Source organism: Ensifer sp. WSM1721 (assembly GCF_000513895.2).
In the GTDB taxonomy this organism is placed as follows: domain Bacteria; phylum Pseudomonadota; class Alphaproteobacteria; order Rhizobiales; family Rhizobiaceae; genus Sinorhizobium.
In genome coordinates this window covers 2,272,899-2,292,732 of record NZ_CP165782.1, presented here as the reverse complement: position 1 = coordinate 2,292,732, position 19,834 = coordinate 2,272,899, and the positions used below count along the sequence as shown (strand labels likewise).

The following is a 19,834-nucleotide window of genomic DNA, read 5'->3' as shown; positions in this document are numbered from 1 at the left end:
GGAATAGCCATGTCGGAAGTCATTGATCTTGCTGATTTCGCACGCGTCGATATTCGCGTCGGCACGATCATCGAGGCCGAGGCCTTTCCGGAAGCGCGCAAGCCTGCCTACAAGCTGAAGATCGATTTCGGCCCGGAGATCGGCATAAAAAAGTCATCTGCCCAGATCACTGTGCATTACAAGCCGGAGGATCTCGTCGGCAGACAGGTGCTGGGCGTCGTCAATTTCCCGCCGCGCCAGATCGGCCCCGTCCGCTCCGAGGTGCTGACGCTCGGCTTTGAAGACGAGGCCGGCGCGATCGTGCTGGCTGCCGTCGAAAAGCCGGTTCCGAACGGCAGGAAACTGATGTGAAACGCCATGATCTCAAGCGGTGATCCGATTTCCGAACGTGTCAAGGTCTCGTGCCTCTACCGAGCCGCCGAGGCCGCGCGCGAGTGGCGGGCGAGCCACGTCCTTTCCCTTCTCGACCCGGAACTGTCGGATGACGACGTGCCTGTCATCATCGATGCGAACCACCACGTCGTGCGCATACGCGATCAGGAAAATGCCGTCGCGACGCAGCATTTCCCCGACCTCGTCTTGGAGACTTTCGAGGCACTGAGGCCCGTCGCCGACGATCGCTCGAGCCGAATCCTCGTGCATTGCCACGCGGGCGTCAGCCGGTCGACTGCCTTTGCATATTGCCTGATCGCGCATCAGTTGGGCGCCGGCAGTGAGGAGGAAGCTTTCGCGGCGCTTCTCACCATCACTCGCAAGCCTTGGCCGAACCGTCGCATCGTCGAGATCCTCGACGAGGCGCTTGGCCGGCAGGGCCGGCTGCTTGTGCCGCTCGATGCGATGCGCGCCCGCCATCCGCTCAGGATCGATGCCTGGCACCGTTTCAACAAACAGCGCGGCTTCATCTCGACCTATTCGCGTTGACCCATATCGGCCAAGGTGTGCGGCGGGTTTGGGAAAGCGCTGATGAATCGGTCTGAACGCGACGCGCTTGAGCCCTTCCGAAAATAGCTGTCCATCACGTCGGCACGCGGACCGTCGCGCGCAGGCCGCCGAGCGGGCTGTCTCCGAGCGTGACATTGCCGCCGTGGCTGCGGGCGATATCGCGGGCGACCGCGAGACCGAGGCCGGTGCCGGAGCTGTCGAGATTGCGGGCTTCATCGAGGCGGAAGAACGGCTTGAATACGTCCTCGCGTGACCGCTCCGGAATGCCCGGCCCGTCGTCATCGACGGTAATGATCAGCCATTTCGCACTGTGGCGGGCTTCTATTCGAACGGTATTCGCGTAGCGATAGGCATTCGATGCCAGATTGGAGATCAGCCGGGTGAAGGCGTTCGGCCGCACGTGAATCTCGTCCTCGCCCTCGATAGAGGTGGTCAGGGTCTTGCCGTAGAGCTCGGCCTCTGCCGCAAGCCGTGCCATCAGGTCGCTGAGCTTCAGCCGGCCGACATCCTCTTCCGCCTCGCCGCGAGCGAAGGCGAGATAGCCTTCCAGCATGTTCTGCATATCCTCGACATCCTGATTGAGGTTTTCGAGGTCCGGATTGTTGCCGGAGAGCGCAAGCTGCAGCTTGAAGCGGGTGAGGATCGTCCTCAGATCATGGCTGACGCCCGTCAGCATCGCGGTACGCTGCTCGATCTGGCGCTCGATGCGCTCGCGCATCAGGATAAAGGCGAGACCGGCGCGACGGATCTCGTCCGCGCCCCGCGGTGCGAAATCATCGATCTTCTGGCCCTTGCCGAAGCTCTCGGCCGCACTCGCCAGCGCCAGGATCGGCCTGATCTGTCCGCGCAGGAAGAGGATCGCGATCGTGAGCAGAACCAGCGAGGCGCCGACCATCCAGACGAGGAAAATATGAGTGTTCGAGGCATAGGCCTGATTGCGTCGGGCATAGACCCTGAGTATGCGGCCGTCCTCGAGCTTGATGCGGATCTCGACGATTTTTGACTGGCCGACGGTATCGATCCAGAACGGACGACGGATCTGGTTCGAAATCTCCTCGCTGAGGATCTGGTCGAGAATTTCGAAGAACGGTTTCGGACGCGGCGGCGGCAGTTCGCCGCCAGGCTCGACGCTGATATTGAGGTCCAGCTGCTCGCGGGCAATGCGGACGATCTGGTCGATGTCGCCTTCCCGCGGGAAGGTGGTGATCAGGTCGACGATCGCGGCGATGTCGTTGGTCACGGCGGACGAGAGGCGTTGCGTCACGAGCTGCCAGTGCCGCTCCATGAAGACGAAGGCGACGACCGACTGCAGCAGGACCATTGGGATGACGACGATCAGCAGCGACCGCGCGTAAAGGCCCATGGGCAGGCGGCGTCGTAGCCAGCGGATCACCCTTCTCCAGGCACCGTCCGCACTCGTTCCTTCGCGCCTGAGGCTGTCAAAGCTTGCCATTGGTCCTGCGTCGTCTGTCGAAAGAGTTCCGTATGTTAGTGGATGTCGCCCAAAGGTGTGCAGCGTTTTTGGGACGACGACATGCACAAAAACAAAGACCTAAAGCGCGACGCGCGAATTCGATTGGACGCGGCGCGCTTTAGAGCGCCATGACGAAGGCTGCGAGCGGTTCCACGGCCGCCTCCCCTCAAGCTTTATTCGATGCCGGCGATCGCTGCACTCCTTGCTCAGTCCACGCTCAGCCGGTAGCCGATGCCGCGAACCGTCTGGAGCCAGACCGGATTGGAGGGATCGTCCTCGATCTTGCGTCTCAGCCGGTTGATCTGCACGTCAATCGTCCGCTCGCCCACCTCGGCATCGTCGCCGATCAGCTCGTGACGCGGAATGGTCTCGCCGGCGCGCTGCGAAAACAGCGTCATGATCTCCTGTTCGCGATCGGTCAGCCGGATATGGTCGGCTCCCCGGCGGAGCTCCTTGCGGACGACGGAGAAGGTGTAGGGGCCGAAGATGACCTGGTCGACCTTCGGCGCCTGCGTCGGCTGGTTGCGGCGCAGGATGTTGTTGATCCTGAGCACGAGTTCGCGCGGTTCAAAAGGCTTCGGCAGGTAGTCGTCGGCGCCCGCTTCCAATCCCTCGATGCGCGAATTCGTCTCGGCCAAGGCCGTCAGCATGATGATCGGAACCGTCTTGATCTGCCTGAGGCCCTGCGTCAAGGCGATGCCGCTTTCCCCCGGCATCATGACGTCGACGACCAGCAGGTCGAAATCGAGTCCTGTGAGCTTTCGCCGCGCCTCATCTGCATCCGCCGCAGTCGTCACGCGAAAGCCCTGTTCGACCAGATAGCGGTTGAGCAGGTCGCGAATTCGCCGGTCGTCGTCGACGATCAAAAGATGCGCAGCATCATCGGAGACTCTCGCTTTTGCTATCATCGCTCGACAATCCTCATAGCGGGCAAAGCCCGAAGCGTCCCCACGCGACCACGATGGACCTGGATCGACGCGATCCCGATCATCGGCGTGATCCGTTCCATGGCGTCATTCCGCGGTGCTGTTCCTCATATTGGCAAGAAACCGCTTTACCGTCTCGCGCCCGCCCGGACCAGCCTTTGCCAATGCATCGGCTATGCGGCGGGACTGTGGCTCGGCAAGCGCCCGCGCCAATGCCTTGCCCTCCTTCGTTGTGTAAAGCATGCGCTGCCGCCTGTCTTCCGGCCCGGTCACCTGGCGGATGTAGCCGGAATCGATCAGTTGCTTGAGGACACGGGCGAGGCTCTGTTTGGTGATTTTCAGCGTGTCGAGCAGGTCGGCCACGGTCATGCCGGGTTCGCGGTCGACGAAATGCACGACGCGATGGTGCGCGCGGCCGAATCCGCTCTTTTCGAGAATGGCGTCCGGATCGCTGGTGAAGTCGCGATAGGCGAAGAAGAGCAATTCGATGATCTCGAAGTCGATCGTGTCCTCATCCTCTCCGGCGCCTTCGCTAACCTCTTGGCTCTTGTTGGATTGGCCCGCCACGCAGTCATTTCCTTTCGCTCGAATTGCGATTTGCGCAACATACCATAAAGTATGTCAGCTTTGTTGACATACCTCTTTACGGTCGGCTCGCAGGCGATATGCGACGGCGCTCGTCGGTGAGGATAAAAGCGGCTGGTCGCAAATTCATAATCGAGTCGCTGAAATTGAAGTATTGAATTTGCCCCAAGGTGTTTGCCGATAAACTGAAAACCGCAAGATTATCAACGGAACATGATGCAGTGGCGGAGCAGGATGACGTCGCGGCAGCACTGCTTCGTCGATCAGACGAAGAAATCTGTTTCAGCGGCGCCGACGCGCCGATGCGGAGGAAATTAGGCGCTGACGTTGCTGGCTGCAACCCGCCCTTTCGCAGCGCATCTGGAGCGACGCGCTACGGTGACTTCGGGAAGAGTTCCGGCATCAGCGATAGATGTAGACGACGCGCCGTGTGGCGGGCTCTACAAGCACGGGCTGACCGTTGACGGTGATATATTGATAATCGTAGTCCGGAATCGGGCGGACGGCGACGGTCTGCGGCAGTGTGGCACCAAGAACCACCTCGCCTTCGAGATAAACCGTATCCGCCGGATTTTCGGTGATATAGGTGCGGACCGCGGGCGGCGGAGTGATCGCCGTCACCTCTTCGACGGGCCCGATCAATTCAAGCGGCTCGGCCGGAGTGGCTATCGTGCTGCCGGTGGTCTCATAGGTCACGACCGGAACGCCCAGTTCTGCGCGGCGCTCGGAAATTACCACTGTCGAACCGCCGGAGCCGGTCGCGAGATATTTTGCATAGGCCCAGCCGGCCACGCCACCGATGTTAACGCGGCACCAGTTGCTGCCCTGGATGCAGCCTTCCAGTACGGCCGTGCTGCCGCGCGCCGCCAGTCCGACGATCGGATATTGCGGCCCAGGGCCGGCGCGCACGTTGAGATCGGTCACTGCCATTGCGCTCATCGCCGCGCCGGCGGTGGACACGCCTGCAGCGAGGATCAAACCCGCTGCCGCGACCGCTCGAAGCAGATGGGGGGAGAGGGTCTTCATCGTCTTGCTCCTCTTTTTGATGCAGCCCAAACGCACCGCCGGACTGGGATGTTCCGCCGGTGACATCACGAAATGTGAGCATGAAACATATTGACGCCGCCGAGTGTTGCTCGAGCGGACGTCGGCATGGCGGATCGTCCGCTGTCGCACGTAATGAACGGGAGTCTGTAAGATGCAGGATGGTATTACCGACGAAACCAAGCTCACGGCCCAGCGGCTGCGGCCGCTGGTGTTTATCGTCGTAGCGGCCAAGCTCGCCGTGTCGGCCCTTTTGCTGACCACGGTGCAATTTCCCGCGCCGGTGGCCACGCCCGAGATCGCCGCGCTCCGCTGATTTGCCCTGTTCCTGCGCTCATTTATCGCTATAGGTGAGGTGAAAAGGGCGGCCCGCGGGCCTTCCAACAATCCTACAGCGCCGTGCGTCTTTCAGACGCACAAAGGACGCTGTAGCACTTTGAATTGCTGCATGTTTTTGTCCTTAAATCGGGTACGATTTAAGGAAACAAGCAGTAGAGCGAGGCACAGGCGACATGTTACAGGCGGGCATTATCCCGGTGACGCATTTCCAACAGAACTGCACCGTCCTGTTCGACAGCGAAACCAAAGAAGGGGTCATCGTCGATCCCGGCGGCGATACCGACGTCATTCTGCAGACGATCCGCGAAAACGGCATCATGCTGAAGGCGATCTGGCTCACGCACGGCCATATCGATCATGCCGGCGGCGCCAGGGACCTGAAGGAGGCACTGGGCCTCGAGATCATTGGGCCGCACAAGGACGACTTGCCGCTGCTCGAGCGGCTGGAGGCCCAGGCAGAGCGCTTCGGTCTCGCCATGCAGGTCCGCAACGTCGTGCCAGACCGATGGTTGGAGGATGGCGACACGGTTTCCTTCGGCAGTCACGTCTTCGAGGTGTTGCATTGCCCTGGTCACGCGCCCGGCCATGTCGTTTATTTCAACCGGGCACAGAAATTCGCCCATGTGGGCGATGTGCTCTTTCACGGCTCGATCGGGCGCACCGACCTGCTGGGCGGGGATCACCAGCAGCTTCTCACTTCAATTCGCGACAAGATCCTGCCACTCGGGGACGACGTCGGCTTCATCTGCGGTCACGGCCCGGGTGGCCGGATCGGTGAGGAGCGCCGCACGAACCCCTTCCTACGGGGCCTCTGACGCAGGCTGCGGTGCAGCTAAAGAAGGCAGCTAAAGAAGAAGGGCGCACGACGCGTTCGCGTCATGCGCCCTTTTGATTGGGCTGGCTTCGATCAGCCGGCGGTGCAGAAATGGCTGCGGCCGTCATAGCCGACGAAGGTGCCGCTGTCCGGATCGAAGGAGCGGTAGCGCTGCGAGCAATAGCGATACCATGCCGGCGTCCAGGGTTCGAGGCCATAGCTCTCGACGACCGGGCGATAGACGGGGCGATAGACCGGGCGGGGGCGATATACCGGGCGCGGCTCGTAATATTCGGGTTCCGGATCGATGTAGACCCGTTCGGGTTCGCCATAGTAGCGCGGCTGCGAGCCGATCGCGGTGCCGATGAGCGCGCCGGTGACCAAGCCCACTGCGCCTGCTGCCAACAGATCGTCGTCGTCTCCGGCTTGGGCAGTGCCGAATGTCGGGAGAACCATTGCCGCGGCGGCGACTGAGAGAACGGCTGCTTTGATGAACTTTTTCATGGGCTTTTTGTCCTATGCATGGGCCGGATCGGCTCCGGTTTTCATGATGAACAAACTCTATACAGCCCAAACTGAATGGAGCCTGAACGAAAAAACCCGGCAAACTTGCCGGGCTTCAAAGGCGATGTATCGACAGAGAGCAGCGTTAGCCGACGATCTGCAGGTTGACTGCCTTCGGTCCCTTGCCGCGGCGATCCGGCTCGGTGTCGAAGGTGACCTTCTGGTTTTCCGTGAGACCGCTCAGGCCGGAGGCCTGCACGGCAGAAATATGTACGAAGATGTCCGCGCCACCGCTTTCAGGTTTGATGAAGCCAAAGCCCTTGTCGGTGTTAAAGAATTTTACAGTGCCAGTTTCGGCCATGCGTCAGGTCCTTTTCTCTCCGCCCGCTTCACGGGCGGCATTGCAATTTTGCCCAATATGGGCGTGGGGGCAGGCAGTTCTCGACAATTGAGGAAAGGGTCCTGGTTATCGCGGCCAGCATGGAAATGGCTTGCAAAAATAAGCCTCCCCACCCTCGTCGCCCGGAGTTGCTTGCGTCTCCGGCCCGCTTATTTTCAAGGTCTTCCCGCGTTCGCAAATTGCCCGAACAGAGTAAGAGTGATGGGTTTATTTTCAATTGGCAAGCAAAACTTTTCTGATGGCATATTGCGACTTGCCATTGCTCAAAAACATGCCAATTGCCGGTTGACCCGCCATGTCGACGAATGCGTCGCAAGCTATTGAATCCCAAGCTTTTTGAGGTGAAGCGAAGGCAGGCTGGACCGTTTGCGCCATATTCTGTCGCTCTCGAACATGTCGCGGCTCCGGCCAGTCGGCTTTCCCTCCTGCAACTGCCTGATATGTCTCATCCTTCTCCGCACTTCGGCCCAGCGCGGGTTTGAGCCATGAAACCTACCAAGAAACTTGGGAACTGCCGGTCGAGCGACTGTCCGCTCTTCCACGCCGAAGCAAACAACAGCGATTTCCACGCAGTATTAATAGTATTATAAGTCTAGTCTTGTGCCCGTCTGAAAGACGGGAACGGCTCAGACCGCCGCCTCCGCCTCGCCCTTCTTCGTCAGTCCCGGCACGAGTTCGACGGCGAGCATCGCTGCGAAGATGACGGCGCAACCGAGATAGCCGATCGGCGTGATGATCTCGTCGAGTAGCAGCACACCGAAGAGCGCGGCAAAGAGAGCCTCGCTCGACAGGAATATGGCGGCCTGCGGCGCGGTAGTGTAGCGCTGGCCGACCACCTGGCAGATGAAGGCGATGCCGCTCGAAAAAATGCCGGCATAGAGGATCTGCGGCAGTGCCTGCCGGACGACATCAAGGCTCAACGGCTCGAAGATCACGGCGAGCGCGGAGCCCGCAACGGCACAGACGGCGAATTGCGTCATCGACAGAAGCATCGGCCGTCCCGTCGCCGGGGCGAAGACACCAACCAGCATCACCTGGATTGCCCAGAAGAGGGCGCAGACGATCGTCAGCAGGTCTCCGCCGGTCAGGGACGACAGCGCGCCTCCGCTCAAGAGAAAGATGCCGAAGCTTGCGAGCAATGCCGCCGGCCAGATCACCCAATGCGGCTGGCGGCGCAGGAACACGACCGTAAGCACCGGCACGAAGACGACGTAGAGCCCGGTCAGGAAGCCGGAATTGGTGACGGTGGTGCTGAGCAGACCGAACTGTTGCGTCACGGCGCCGCCGAAAAGCGCCAGCCCGATGACGATGAAGTTGCGAACGGCGTCACGCGGCAATGGCGCCACCGCTTGCCTTGCCTCGACAAGTGCCAGCGGCAGGGCCACGAGCGTAGCGATCACGAAACGCAGGCAGATGAACCAGAGGGGACCGATCGCCCCCATCGCCGTCGACTGCGCGACAAAGCCTGCACCCCAGATCGCACCGGCGAACAGCAGAAACAGATTGGCCTGGATGCGAGTCACGGAGGGCTCCCGGATCGATAAGGTTCGGGGTGGAAGCGATCCAAAGCGGGCTCGCTCGGCGACATGCAGCAATTCAAAAGTGCTACAGCGACCTTTGCGCGTCTGATCAGACGCACGGCGCTGGAGCCGCTCTATCAGTTGCGTTTTTTGGGCGCAAGGCTCATCCTCGCCACCTGCGGCAAGCGTTGCGACGGATGACGATAGACGGCCGCAGGTAGGTGGCGAAGGGCAAATGGATGAGCTCCGCGGGCTATTCCGGCACACCGCTTGCGAAGAAACTCGGTTTGCGCGACGGCCAGGTCGCGCTGCTTCTCGACGTTCCGGGCGTTTTTCCGGAGATTGCGGCCTTTCCCGGCTTCGCGCTCGTGGCGACGTCGCTCGAAGAGGCGGCCGCGCGCAAGTATGATTACATTCACAGCTTCGAGACGGAGAGGGTAAGGCTCGAATCAGCGGCGCCGGCCTTGGCTACCCGGCTGAGACCGGACGGAATGCTCTGGATCTCGTGGCCAAAGCGTGCCTCGGGGGTTGCCACCACGCTGAACGAGGACATCCTGCGGGAGATATTTCTGCCGCTTGGTCTCGTCGACGTGAAGGTTTGCGCCGTGGATGCGGTCTGGTCCGGGCTGAAATTCATGTTCCGCAAGGAGGTGAGGGCCTCCCTCTGAGGTGGGCCTCATTGCGTTGGGGCCTTGGAGACCCTGAGCACGGCACCGTTCGCCTCGTCGGTCACCATCAGAAGCGCGCCGTCGGGGGCGACGATCACGTCGCGGATGCGGCCATACTCACCGTCGAAGAGGCGCTCCTCGCCGGTGATGGTGCCGTTTTCGTCGCGCTCGAGGCGGGCGAGCAACTGGTATTTCAGAGCCGCGACCATAAGGTCGCCGTCCCATTCCGGAAACATGCTGCCGCGGTAGACCGCGATTGCCCCCGGCGCGATCGACGGATCCCAATAATAGAGCGGCTGCTCCATGCCCTCCTTGGCGGTGCCTTCGCCGATCTCCGCGCCGGAGTAGTCCTTGCCATAGGTGATCACCGGCCAGCCGTAGTTCTTGCCGGGTAGCGGATTATTGATTTCATCGCCGCCCCGAGACCCGTGTTCGACCGTCAGAAGCTTGCCATCCTTGGGGTCGAAGGCAATGCCCTGCGGATTCCGGTGACCTATGGACCAGATCTCCGCCCGACCTCCGGTGCCGCCGCGATAGGGATTGGAGGCGGGAATGCTGCCATCGGGGTTGATGCGCAGGATGGAGCCGGCGTGGTCGCGGGGGTCCTGCGCGCGCTCGCTTTCGCCGCGGTCGCCTATGCCGAAGAACAGGCTGCCGTCTTTGTCGATGGCAATGCGCGAGCCGAAGTGCACACCTGTCCGGGTGAACCGGTTCATCCGGAATATTTCCTTCACCTCCTGAAGGCTTTGCTCGTCTTCGGAAAGGGCTGCCCGCACGAGGACGGTGCCGTAGCCGCCGTCGCCGCGAGCGGAGAGGGTGAGATAAAGTGTGCGGTTCGTGGCGAATTGCGGATCAAGGGCAACATCCAGAAGGCCGCCCTGGCCGGTTGCGGCTGCCTTCGGCACACCGTCGATCGCTCTCGAAAGCTTGCCGTCCCGCAGGACACGCAGACGACCCGGCCGCTCGGTGACGATGAGGGCGCCGTCCGGCATGACCTCAACTGCCCAGGGATGTTCCAGCCCGCTCGCCAGCGTCTCGACGCGAACGGCGCCCGCCTGCGTCGAAAACTCGCGCGCTTCCTGAGCGGCGGCAGGCGATGCGGCATGTAAGAGGAGCCAAGCGGCTACTGAAATCGCCGCTCCGGCATGTGCCGATCGGATGTTGCTCGGATTGATCTTTCTTCGCCACGGGCGTCGCATCGCAGTTCTCCGGTCCTGTTGCGCGGGGCCCGGGAGGGATGCGGGCGGCGCATCCCATGTCCCCGCGCCGACACGCTATGATCCGGGTTTAAACTGGAGCGCGGTGCCGCGGCCTTCAAGTCAAATCGGATCAAAAGGCCTTTATCCGGACAAGTGCGAACGGCTAAGGCGCGAACGGCCAGCGCCTCATCAGTCGCTCGCGGCCGCGGCGCTTCTGGCGCGCATCACAGGAACGTTCGCGGCGGTCTGGAATTCCGATGCGCGGCGGTCGGATTGCGTAGCGAAACTTCTGTGCGGAACGTGTGATGCCTCGGACTTGGCCTTCATGTAGAAGCCTTTGCCGACCAGCATAAGACCGGCCAGAACAATAAGCGCGATGATCGCGGCGACGATCGTTTCGATCGCCGACAATCGGCCGAGAAAGTCCGTTTTCGGCTCGCGCAGATCGTCGTCACCGGACATGGCGCCGAGCCTCCGGACGGACGGGCAAGGCGACGCGGCTTCGCCAGAGGGCGAAGGCGGTGGCGGCCGGAAGCGCTGTTGCGATGAGCGTGAGGCCGATCAGGATCTGCCGGTCGGCCTGTGCCACGGGCGGCGGTAAGCCAAGTTCCGAAACATGACCCACTATCGGCTGCGGCTGACTCTCGGCGGCTTGTACGGTCGCATCCGCCATGAGACCCAGGACCATCACGATGCAGGCGGCGAGTGCGGCGAGCGCGAGATAGAAGCCCCAGCGCGCCTGCCTGCGCCGTGCGCGCGCCGCGGCGATTTCATCGTCGAGAAACATAGCATACCCCCAAGATGCCAATGCATTCGCACTCTTGAGAAGAAGCTCCGAAATCGGCTCTTGCAGGACGGAATTGCGGCATGCCGCGGCAGTTGTTGTGGCAAAATTGAGGCGTTCGCGAAAATAAGGGAGGAGCGCTGTTTTTCTCGGGTTCAATGCGCTTGGGCGCTGGTCCGGTCGAGGCGAAGCGTTCAGCGTGCGAGCGGTGCCGGCGACCCCTTCATGAGGCTCCAAAGACCCTGAAAACCGGCTGCCGCGATCGGCCGCAGTGATGGCATCGATGAAACTTTGTCATGATGACGCATTTTGCGCGCTTTTGCGGCCGTTTTTCCGTCTCGAACGCTTGCAAGGGCGGGCGTCTTTCGACATAGACCTAACCGCTATGGAGCCCGAGCTCCTTAGCGCTTCACGCCGTATCGAAAACGATCAGGACCTCAAAACATGGCCTTCCTTGCCGATGCCCTTTCCCGTGTAAAGCCTTCCGCCACCATTGCCGTTTCGCAGAAAGCCCGCGAGTTGAAAGCGAAAGGTCGTGATGTCATCGGCCTTGGCGCCGGGGAGCCGGATTTCGATACGCCTGACAATATCAAGAAGGCCGCGATCGACGCGATCAACCGTGGCGAGACGAAGTACACGCCTGTCTCGGGTATCCCGGAACTGCGCGAAGCCATTGCGAAGAAGTTCAAGCGCGAGAACAATCTCGACTACACGGCGGCGCAGACGATCGTCGGCACCGGCGGAAAGCAAATCCTTTTCAACGCCTTCATGGCGACGCTCAATCCAGGCGATGAAGTCGTGATCCCGGCGCCCTACTGGGTCTCCTATCCGGAGATGGTGGCGCTCTGCGGCGGCACGCCGGTCTTCGTCTCGACCAAGCAGGAGAACAACTTCAAGCTCAAGGCAGAGGACCTCGAAAAGGCGATCACGCCGAAGACCAAGTGGTTCGTGTTCAACTCGCCGTCGAACCCCTCGGGTGCTGCCTACTCCCTTGAGGAATTGAAGGCGTTGACGGACGTGCTGATCAAGCACCCGCACGTCTGGGTGCTGACGGACGACATGTACGAGCACCTGACCTATGGCGACTTCAAGTTCGCAACGCCGGTCGAGGTCGAACCCGGCCTCTATGACCGCACGCTGACGATGAACGGGGTCTCTAAGGCCTACGCCATGACCGGCTGGCGTATCGGCTATGCGGCGGGCCCGCTCCAGCTCATCAAGGCGATGGATATGATCCAGGGCCAGCAGACCTCGGGTGCGACCTCCATTGCGCAGTGGGCCGCCGTCGAGGCACTGAACGGCCCGCAGGATTTCATCCCGCGCAACAAGGAAATCTTCCAGGGCCGGCGGGATCTCGTTGTCTCGATGCTGAATCAGGCCACGGGCATTTCCTGCCCGACCCCGGAGGGCGCCTTCTACGTCTATCCGTCCTGCGCCGGTCTCATCGGCAAGACCGCGCCTTCGGGCAAGGTGATCGAGACCGACGAGGACTTCGTCTCGGAACTTCTTGAAGCGGAAGGTGTGGCGGTGGTCCATGGCTCCGCCTTCGGCCTCGGCCCGAACTTCCGCATCTCCTACGCCACCTCCGAAGAGCTGTTGGAAGAAGCCTGCCGCCGCATTCAGCGCTTCTGCGCCGCCTGCAGGTAAGAACACAAGCGAGGCCCGCCCGTTTATGGGCGGGCCCGTCGTCTGTTCAGGAAGCGATTCAACGATCTGCCAATCCGATACAGAGGCCGACGCTATCGTCTTGAATTCAGGGTGATTTCCGCTTCCGGATCACTTCGACGACGGCAGAAATGTCGTCCTCGGCATGCCCTTCTGCGACGCGGCGGCCCGCGAGCCGCAGCATCGGCTCGATGAAATCGGGAGCGACGCCCTGTTCCTCGCTCGCCCTGACAATGTTTTCGAGCGCAATCTTTTGCATCCCGATGTTGGAGACGACATTGCGGTGGTGTGCACTGCTGTCGATCTTCTCGGCAAGGTCCGGCAAGGTGCCGCTCATCGCCTCGATCCACGGGAGGAGCAGCGGCAGGAAATCACCCGCCTTGCCGCCGGCGCTCGTCACCAGGGCGCTTGCGTGCAGGAAGCCGGAAAAAAGGCCATACATTCCGGAAAGCAGCGAGAGGTCGTAGAGCGCTGCGAGGCCTGGATCGTCTCCAAGGTGGCGGCTTTCGGCAAGCGCATCGAGTGCCTCCCGGTGCCGTTCGAAGAGGGCCGACGAGCCGCTATAGAGGATCAAGGCGCGGGCCTCTCCTATCATCGGCGGGATCGCCATGATCCCGCCATCGAGATAGCTCGCTCCCTTTGCTGTCACCAACGCGCCGAATTCTCTCGCGTCGCCGGGCGTGCCGTTGGTGAGATTGACGAGGTCGCGGCCGGCGAGGGCGTCCTCCGTTTGCGCCAGTATTGCACGCGCCGCCGCGTAGTCGACGACGCAGAGAATGGTGAGTTCGCTTGCCGCGATCGCTTCGGTAGGGCTTTCGGCGACTTCTGCGCCGGCGGCGGCAAGCGCCTCGACGCGCGAGCGCGTTCGGTTCCAGACGGTGACCGCATGGCCCTTGCGCAGCAGCGTTTGGGCAAGTGCCGTACCCATGGCGCCGAGGCCGAGGATGGAAATCGTGCTCATTGTCATTCGTTCCTCAAAAAATGGTTCAGGCGGCCGTCGAGAGTTTCTGTCCGAGGCCGCCATCGACCGCGAGCTTCGCGCCAGTGGTGAAGGTCGCCTCGAAGGCGAGGAACAGCACAGCGCGTGCGACTTCGTCTGCCGTGCCGTTGCGCTTCATCGGCGTGATGCTGTCGCCGAGCGCCTTGAACTCGGCGCGCTCCGTCTCGGTGAGACCGGCGACCCCCTTGGTCGGCGTGTCGATAAAACCGGGGCTGACGGAGTTTACGCGGATTCCGCGCGGCAGCAGCTCGGCTGCAAGCACGGATGCGAATGAGACGAGTGCCGCCTTGCTTGCGCTATAGACGCTCATGCCCGGATGTCCGCCCTCGTCGGCGACGGAGGAGGTGAAGACGATCGCACCGCCCTCGCGGATCAGCGGTGCCAACCGCTGAACAGTGAAGAAGGCACCCTTGGTGTTGACGGCGAACTGGCGATCGTAGGAGGCCTCGCTCACCTGGTCGAACGGCTCCAGTTCCGATACGCCGGCATTGACGTGCAGAAGGTCGATCGTGCCGAACGTTTGACCGACGGCGGCGCCAAGCACGGCGATGTCGTTGAGATCGGCGATATCCGAGCGCACTGCATGGACGCGTGGCCCGAACTCCCGCCTGACATTGGCGAGATTATCCTCGTTGCGGCCGGTCAGCAGTACCTCCGCACCGCCTTCGACGAGACGGCGCACCGTCGCTAGGCCCATGCCGTGGGTACCGCCGATAACGACTGCCTTCTTTCCCTGATAATTGATCACATCCGTTCCTTTCGGTTCAACGACGATGAGGAATAGATGCATGCGTGGACGAACTTGTGCTAGATAGGGTGATGTGGACCTATCGTCCATGCTTGTAGACGATGGAGCTTATGGCCAATCTCAATGATTTCACGTTCTTCGTCCACGTGGTCGATCACAAGGGTTTTGCGCCAGCGGCGCGCGCGCTGAACGTGCCGAAGTCGACGCTCAGCAAGCGCGTGGCCGAGCTCGAAAGGGACCTTGGTGTCCGCCTGATCAATCGCACGTCTCGCCGCTTCTCGGTGACAGAGACCGGCGAGGATTTTTATCGCCACGCGGCGGCGATGCTGGTCGAGGCGGAAGCGGCGGAGAATGTCGTCAAAGGCAAGCTCGCTGAGCCGACAGGGGCCGTCCGGATCACCGCTTCGGTGCCGACGGCGCAGCTGTCGCTGGCGCCGCTGCTCCCGCAGCTTGCACTCGCCTATCCCAAGGTGCGCGTCATGCTGCATGCGACGGACCGCTTCGTCGACATCATCCAGGAAGGCTTCGACCTGGCGGTGCGCGATCATTTTGCGCCGCTGCCGGATTCCGGCCTCGTTCAGCGCCGCCTTGGCTCGCAGGCCAAATTGATCGTCGCTTCACCTCTTTATCTAGAGCGAAGCGGCGTGCCCGAGAGTCCGGAGGATCTCGAGCACCACGAGGGGCTGATCACCTCGTTCAGCTCCGAGGGGTGGGTGATGGAGCGCGCCGACGGATCGACTGTTGCGATCTCCCCGCGGCCGCGTTTCGTCGCAGATGAATCTCGTGTTCTGCGCGAGGCTGCCTTGGCCGGGCTCGGCATCACCACCTTGCCGGGCAAGCTTTGCGAGGAAGAGATCGAAAGTGGCGCGCTCGTCCGCATTCTTCCGGATTGGACCGCGGGCAAGGTGACGACCACGATCCTGATGCCGCACCGACGCGGACAGTTGCCGTCCGTGCGCGCAGTCCTTGATTTCATCGCGGAGCGGTTCGTCGACGGCTGAAACAAAAGGCCCGGAACGAGGCGGGCCTAAATCCAGGTGGAGCTTAGCCGCTCACCCCCTCAGCCGTTCCTCTCAGCGCTCGGCCAGCGCCGGCTCGCCCTTCTTCTCGCGGATGAGATTGAGGAAGCGGCGGAAGAGGTAATGACTGTCCTGCGGGCCGGGCGAGGCTTCCGGGTGATGCTGCACGGAGAAGACCGGCTTGCCGTCAAGGCGCAGGCCGCAATTGCTGCCATCGAAGAGCGAAATGTGAGTCTCTTCAACGCCTTGCGGCAGCGACTTCGAATCGACCGCGAAGCCGTGATTCATCGAGACGATCTCGACCTTGCCGGTCGTATGGTCCTTTACCGGGTGGTTGGCGCCGTGGTGGCCCTGATGCATCTTCTCGGTTGTGGCGCCGAGCGCCAGCGCCAGCATCTGGTGGCCGAGGCAGATGCCGAAGACGGGGATGTCGGTCTTAAGCAGATCCTTGATTACTGGCACGGCATATTCGCCGGTTGCCGCCGGGTCCCCCGGGCCGTTCGACAGGAAGATGCCGTCCGGCTTCAAGGCAAGCACCTCTTCCGCGCTCGTTTGCGCCGGAACGACCGTCACCCGGCAGTTGAGGCCGGCGAAGAGGCGAAGGATGTTACGCTTGACGCCGTAGTCGAGGGCGACAACGTGATAGGCTGCATCGGTCTCGCCGAGCGTCGAATAACCTTCGTTCCAGACCCAGGGCTTCTCGGTCCAGCGATAGGACTGGCCGGAGGTCGCCACCTTGGCAAGGTCGAGTCTCTCCAGACCGCTCCAGGCCCTGGCCTCGGCCTTCAGCATTTCGATGTCGAACACGCCGGCCGGGTCGTGGGCGATGACGGCGTTGGGCATGCCGTTTTCGCGGATCCAGGCCGTCAGCGCCCGCGTGTCGATGCCGCAGAGCCCGATGATGCCGCGCGCCTTCAGCCAGGTGTCGAGGTGCTTGGCGGCGCGGTAGTTGGAGGGCTCGGTGATGTCGGCCTTGAAGATGACGCCGACTGCGCCTTGGCGGGCTGCGGGCGTCAGGTCCTCGATGTCCTCGTCATTGGTCCCGATATTGCCGATATGGGGGAAGGTGAAGGTGACGATCTGGCCGAGATAGGACGGGTCGGTGAGGATTTCCTGATACCCGGTTAGCGCCGTGTTGAAACAGACTTCGGCCTGAACCTTGCCGGTCGCGCCGATGCCCTTGCCTTCGATCACCGTGCCGTCGGAGAGAACGAGAAGGGCGGTGGGTTTCTGGGTTGTCCATGCGGGTGTCGCGGTCATCGTTCCTATCCCGTTGCGGCGGAAAGCGAGGCTTGAAAGCCGGCCGATTCAACGCCATTTCAAATAGCATGCGGCATGGCGCGCGGAAGCCCCGCGAGAGAAAGGTTCATGCCGATGTTCGTGCAGGTGCCGGAAAATAGCCAAAGGCTTTGACCGGGTCAACCGGGCTCCCGTGAATTGTTTGGAAATAAAATACCTTATAATTCAAGTGGTTGTGCAATAAGTTTGATTGTGCCTGCCGCACTGGTTAAGACGACGACAACAACGACGCAAAATCGGACCGGCTCCTGAGGCTTGCCTGGGGCCGGTTTCGACATGGAGTGAAGACATGCGCGAGCATTTCGCAAACGCACTGAAAGAGGCGCTCAAAGCCAAGGATACACGGCGCACCTCGACCGTCCGGCTGATTCAGGCGGCGATCAAGGACCGCGACATTGCCAATCGTGGCCATGGCAAGGACCCCGTCGGCGACGACGAGATCCTGCAGATCCTTGCGAAGATGATCAAGCAGCGCGAGGAATCGGCCCGCGTCTATGACGAGGGCGGCCGCCCCGAGCTTGCCGAACAGGAGCGGCAGGAAATTGCGATCATCAACGAATTCCTGCCCGAGCAGTTCTCCGAGGAGAAGGTCAAGGAAGTCTGCGCGAAGGTCGTCGCGGAGACGGGAGCACACGGCCTTCGCGACATGGGCAAGTGCATGAACGCGCTGAAGGAGCGCTATCCCGGCCAGATGGACTTTGGCAAGGCCTCCGGCGTGGTCAAGGAATTGCTGAAGTAAGTCCGCACGCCCGCTCATTCGCAGCGGGCGTTGCTTTTCCTGCCCTGTGAATTGCGGGCAAGGCGCAGAGCGCCTGTGGCTTCCTTCTGCCATGCCGCTTATATGGAAGGCTGGCTAGAGGTAATCATGCGCTTTTCACCGTCCTTCCTTGACGAGATACGCGACCGCGTTCCGATATCGGACGTGATCGGCAAGCGCGTCGCCTGGGACCGGCGCAAGACCAATGTGTCGCGCGGCGACTATTGGGCCTGCTGCCCCTTTCATGGCGAAAAGTCCCCAAGCTTCCACTGCGAGGACCGCAAGGGCCGCTATCATTGCTTCGGTTGCGGCGTTTCCGGCGATCACTTCCGTTTTCTGACCGATCTCGAAGGCTTGAGCTTTCCTGAAGCCGTACAGCAGATCGCCGACATGGCGGGTGTTCCGATGCCGCAGCCGGATCCACAGGCCGAGCGGCGGGAAAAGGAACGGATGAACCTGCTCGACGTCATGGAACTAGCGACGCAGTTCTTCCAGGATCAACTCCAGACTGCCAACGGCGCGAAGGCGCGCGCCTACCTGCGCGAGCGCGGACTGACCGGCCGGACGATCGAGACGTTTCGTCTCGGCTATGCGCCCGACAGCCGCAATGCGCTCAAGGAATTTCTCGCCGGCAAGGGTGTCGGCAAGGAGCAGATCGAGGCTTGCGGCCTGGTCGTGCATGGTCCGGACATACCGGTTTCCTATGATCGCTTCCGCGACCGGATCATGTTCCCGATCCCTTCCGCCCGCGAAAAAGTGATCGCTTTCGGCGGGCGTGCCATGTCGCCCGATGCGTCGGCTAAATATCTGAACTCGAACGAGACGGAGCTCTTTCATAAAGGCAACGTTCTCTTCAATTTCGCGCGCGCCCGGCGGGCTTCGCAAGGCGCCGAGGGTGCGGGCACGATCATCGCCGTCGAAGGCTATATGGACGTGATCGCCCTCCACCAGGCAGGCATCGAGAATGCCGTGGCGCCGCTCGGCACGGCGCTCACCGAGAACCAGCTCGATCTTCTCTGGAAGATGACGTCGCAGCCGATGCTCTGTTTCGATGGCGACGGTGCCGGCATCCGCGCCGCCAATCGTGCCGTCGACCTGGCGCTGCCGCATCTGAAACCCGGCCGCTCCGTGCGCTTCGCCATGCTGCCGGACGGCAAGGATCCGGACGACCTCGTGCGCCACGAGGGGCGCGAGCCCTTCGACAAGGTGCTCGGCAATGCTCGCTCGCTTGCCGACATGGTCTGGCTGCGCGAGATCCAGGGCGGCGAATTCGACACGCCGGAGAAGCGAGCCGAGCTCGAAGCGCGCCTGAGGCAGGTGACGTCGGTCATCGCGGACGAGAGCGTGCGCCGTCACTACGGCCAGGACATGCGCGACCGGCTGAATGCATTCCTGCAAGGGAGCGCGCCGTTCAGGGGCGAACGTCGGCCATTCGACCGAGGCGGGCGGCAAGGTGGTGGACGACAGGGCGGCGGCGGTTTCCGGAATGCCGGCGACCGGAATACCGGGCCGGTTTCGATCTCCGATCGCCTGGCGCGCTCGTCGCTCGTCAGCGGTCAGCAGGCCGTGCCGCTGCTTCGCGAGAGCGTGCTCGCGCTCACCATCGTCAACCACCCGCAATTGCTATTCGACGAATATGACGAGATCGCCACGATCGAGTTCGACCATCGCGATCTGCAGCGCTGCTGGGCCGCAGTCTTGAACGCTGCGGCGGCGAGCGGGCCGCGCCTGACGCGGGAAAGCCTCATGGAACAACTCGAAGCCGAGGGCTTCGGCGCGCTGATCGGCGCGCTCGATCAGCAGGTCCGCTATGCGCGCCTCTGGACCGCGACGGCCGCGGCAGCACCAGAGGATGCGCGGGAGGGTTATCTGCAGGCCCTCACGCTCCACCGGCGCACCAAGGCGCTGCTCTGGCAGAAGCGGGAGCTGGAACGCGAGATCGCCGAGGCTGCGGCCACCGAGGATGCGGAGCTGGGCCAGCGGCTCGTGCGCGCCATGGAGGAGGTGCAACTCGAGCTCCACCGGATGGACAAGCTCGAAGCGATCGTCGAAGGTTTTGGGGTGCTTTCCGGGCGGGTCAAGGGGCCGGCGGCGCGGTAGCGGCGGCGCGTGGGATGGTCACTCATCCGCCTGCTGGCATCTTCTCG

23 protein-coding genes are annotated in these 19,834 nt (G+C 62.1%); 9 read left to right on the top strand and 14 right to left on the bottom strand.

Annotated features, from left to right (window positions below):
* Positions 1-9: 9 nt before the first annotated feature.
* Both M728_RS11240 and M728_RS11235 read left to right on the top strand, forming a co-directional pair.
* A complete protein-coding gene (locus tag M728_RS11240) occupies positions 10-351 on the top strand; it encodes a tRNA-binding protein (RefSeq protein WP_026618906.1) in 342 nt (113 codons plus the stop codon).
* 6 nt (positions 352-357) lie between these two features.
* On the top strand, positions 358-921 hold the full coding sequence (locus tag M728_RS11235; RefSeq protein ID WP_026618907.1) for a protein-tyrosine phosphatase family protein: 564 nt from the start codon (positions 358-360) through the stop codon (positions 919-921).
* 94 nt (positions 922-1,015) lie between these two features.
* On the opposite strand, the gene M728_RS11230 is transcribed toward M728_RS11235, so the two are convergent.
* From M728_RS11230 to M728_RS11215, 4 genes are all read right to left on the bottom strand, one after another.
* Entirely contained in the window at positions 1,016-2,395 is a 1,380-nt protein-coding gene (locus M728_RS11230; protein WP_026618908.1) for an ATP-binding protein, read from the bottom strand.
* A gap of 227 nt (positions 2,396-2,622) precedes the next feature.
* On the bottom strand, positions 2,623-3,324 hold the full coding sequence (locus M728_RS11225; protein ID WP_026618909.1) for a response regulator: 702 nt from the start codon (positions 3,322-3,324) through the stop codon (positions 2,623-2,625).
* A gap of 105 nt (positions 3,325-3,429) precedes the next feature.
* Entirely contained in the window at positions 3,430-3,909 is a 480-nt protein-coding gene (locus tag M728_RS11220; protein WP_026618910.1) for a MarR family winged helix-turn-helix transcriptional regulator, read from the bottom strand.
* 420 nt (positions 3,910-4,329) lie between these two features.
* Positions 4,330-4,953: a DUF1236 domain-containing protein gene (locus tag M728_RS11215; protein ID WP_026618911.1), complete on the bottom strand. Its 624-nt coding sequence runs from the start codon at positions 4,951-4,953 to the stop codon at positions 4,330-4,332.
* 172 nt (positions 4,954-5,125) lie between these two features.
* Here M728_RS11215 and M728_RS11210 point away from each other — a divergent pair, with 172 nt between their 5' ends.
* Positions 5,126-5,287: a hypothetical protein gene (locus M728_RS11210; protein ID WP_198023361.1), complete on the top strand. Its 162-nt coding sequence runs from the start codon at positions 5,126-5,128 to the stop codon at positions 5,285-5,287.
* Positions 5,288-5,483: 196 nt separating this feature from the next.
* Positions 5,484-6,125 carry an MBL fold metallo-hydrolase gene (locus M728_RS11205; RefSeq protein WP_026618912.1) on the top strand — a complete coding sequence of 214 codons (642 nt, stop codon included), beginning with the start codon at positions 5,484-5,486 and terminating at the stop codon, positions 6,123-6,125.
* 92 nt (positions 6,126-6,217) lie between these two features.
* Here the strand turns inward: M728_RS11205 and M728_RS11200 are convergent, their stop codons facing one another.
* The 4 genes from M728_RS11200 to M728_RS11185 all read right to left on the bottom strand — a co-directional run bounded on the left by M728_RS11200 (position 6,218) and on the right by M728_RS11185 (position 8,551).
* Positions 6,218-6,628, bottom strand: coding sequence for a BA14K family protein (locus tag M728_RS11200; RefSeq protein ID WP_026618913.1), 411 nt, complete (start codon positions 6,626-6,628; stop codon positions 6,218-6,220).
* A 145-nt stretch (positions 6,629-6,773) separates the two neighbouring features.
* Complete coding sequence (locus M728_RS11195) at positions 6,774-6,989, bottom strand: cold-shock protein (RefSeq protein WP_026617917.1); 216 nt, start codon at positions 6,987-6,989, stop codon at positions 6,774-6,776.
* Between the two features lie 252 nt (positions 6,990-7,241).
* Positions 7,242-7,403 carry a hypothetical protein gene (locus M728_RS11190; RefSeq protein WP_156943321.1) on the bottom strand — a complete coding sequence of 54 codons (162 nt, stop codon included), beginning with the start codon at positions 7,401-7,403 and terminating at the stop codon, positions 7,242-7,244.
* Positions 7,404-7,654: 251 nt separating this feature from the next.
* The gene (locus tag M728_RS11185; RefSeq protein WP_026618914.1) at positions 7,655-8,551 is read right to left on the bottom strand and encodes a DMT family transporter; all 897 of its coding nucleotides are present in this window, start codon (positions 8,549-8,551) and stop codon (positions 7,655-7,657) included.
* 236 nt (positions 8,552-8,787) lie between these two features.
* On the opposite strand from M728_RS11185, the gene M728_RS11180 reads away from it, so the two are divergent.
* Positions 8,788-9,216, top strand: coding sequence for a hypothetical protein (locus M728_RS11180; protein ID WP_051440809.1), 429 nt, complete (start codon positions 8,788-8,790; stop codon positions 9,214-9,216).
* An 8-nt stretch (positions 9,217-9,224) separates the two neighbouring features.
* Here the strand turns inward: M728_RS11180 and M728_RS11175 are convergent, their stop codons facing one another.
* From M728_RS11175 to M728_RS11165, 3 genes are all read right to left on the bottom strand, one after another.
* Positions 9,225-10,415 (bottom strand): PQQ-dependent sugar dehydrogenase, encoded by a 1,191-nt coding sequence (locus M728_RS11175; RefSeq protein ID WP_084044269.1) that lies wholly within the window; start codon positions 10,413-10,415, stop codon positions 9,225-9,227.
* Positions 10,416-10,604: 189 nt separating this feature from the next.
* Positions 10,605-10,877, bottom strand: a complete 273-nt coding sequence (locus tag M728_RS11170; RefSeq protein ID WP_156943322.1) for a hypothetical protein — start codon at positions 10,875-10,877, stop codon at positions 10,605-10,607.
* Entirely contained in the window at positions 10,867-11,202 is a 336-nt protein-coding gene (locus tag M728_RS11165; RefSeq protein WP_026618917.1) for a hypothetical protein, read from the bottom strand. The genes M728_RS11170 and M728_RS11165 overlap by 11 nt, the downstream gene beginning before the upstream one ends.
* Positions 11,203-11,643: 441 nt before the next feature.
* Here M728_RS11165 and M728_RS11160 point away from each other — a divergent pair, with 441 nt between their 5' ends.
* Positions 11,644-12,846 carry a pyridoxal phosphate-dependent aminotransferase gene (locus tag M728_RS11160; protein WP_026618918.1) on the top strand — a complete coding sequence of 401 codons (1,203 nt, stop codon included), beginning with the start codon at positions 11,644-11,646 and terminating at the stop codon, positions 12,844-12,846.
* Positions 12,847-12,952: 106 nt separating this feature from the next.
* Here M728_RS11160 and M728_RS11155 read toward each other — a convergent pair whose 3' ends face one another.
* Positions 12,953-13,825: an NAD(P)-dependent oxidoreductase gene (locus tag M728_RS11155; protein ID WP_026618919.1), complete on the bottom strand. Its 873-nt coding sequence runs from the start codon at positions 13,823-13,825 to the stop codon at positions 12,953-12,955.
* Positions 13,826-13,850: 25 nt separating this feature from the next.
* Positions 13,851-14,612, bottom strand: coding sequence for an SDR family oxidoreductase (locus M728_RS11150; RefSeq protein WP_026618920.1), 762 nt, complete (start codon positions 14,610-14,612; stop codon positions 13,851-13,853).
* Between the two features lie 110 nt (positions 14,613-14,722).
* Between M728_RS11150 and M728_RS11145 the strand changes: the two genes are divergently transcribed.
* Entirely contained in the window at positions 14,723-15,613 is an 891-nt protein-coding gene (locus M728_RS11145) for a LysR substrate-binding domain-containing protein (RefSeq protein WP_026618921.1), read from the top strand.
* Between the two features lie 72 nt (positions 15,614-15,685).
* Here M728_RS11145 and carA read toward each other — a convergent pair whose 3' ends face one another.
* Entirely contained in the window at positions 15,686-16,891 is a 1,206-nt protein-coding gene (gene carA, locus M728_RS11140) for a glutamine-hydrolyzing carbamoyl-phosphate synthase small subunit (RefSeq protein ID WP_026618922.1), read from the bottom strand.
* A gap of 328 nt (positions 16,892-17,219) precedes the next feature.
* Between carA and M728_RS11135 the strand changes: the two genes are divergently transcribed.
* The gene (locus M728_RS11135; RefSeq protein ID WP_026618923.1) at positions 17,220-17,669 is read left to right on the top strand and encodes a GatB/YqeY domain-containing protein; all 450 of its coding nucleotides are present in this window, start codon (positions 17,220-17,222) and stop codon (positions 17,667-17,669) included.
* Positions 17,670-17,795: 126 nt separating this feature from the next.
* Entirely contained in the window at positions 17,796-19,787 is a 1,992-nt protein-coding gene (dnaG, locus tag M728_RS11130) for a DNA primase (protein WP_026618924.1), read from the top strand.
* Positions 19,788-19,834: the final 47 nt, after the last annotated feature.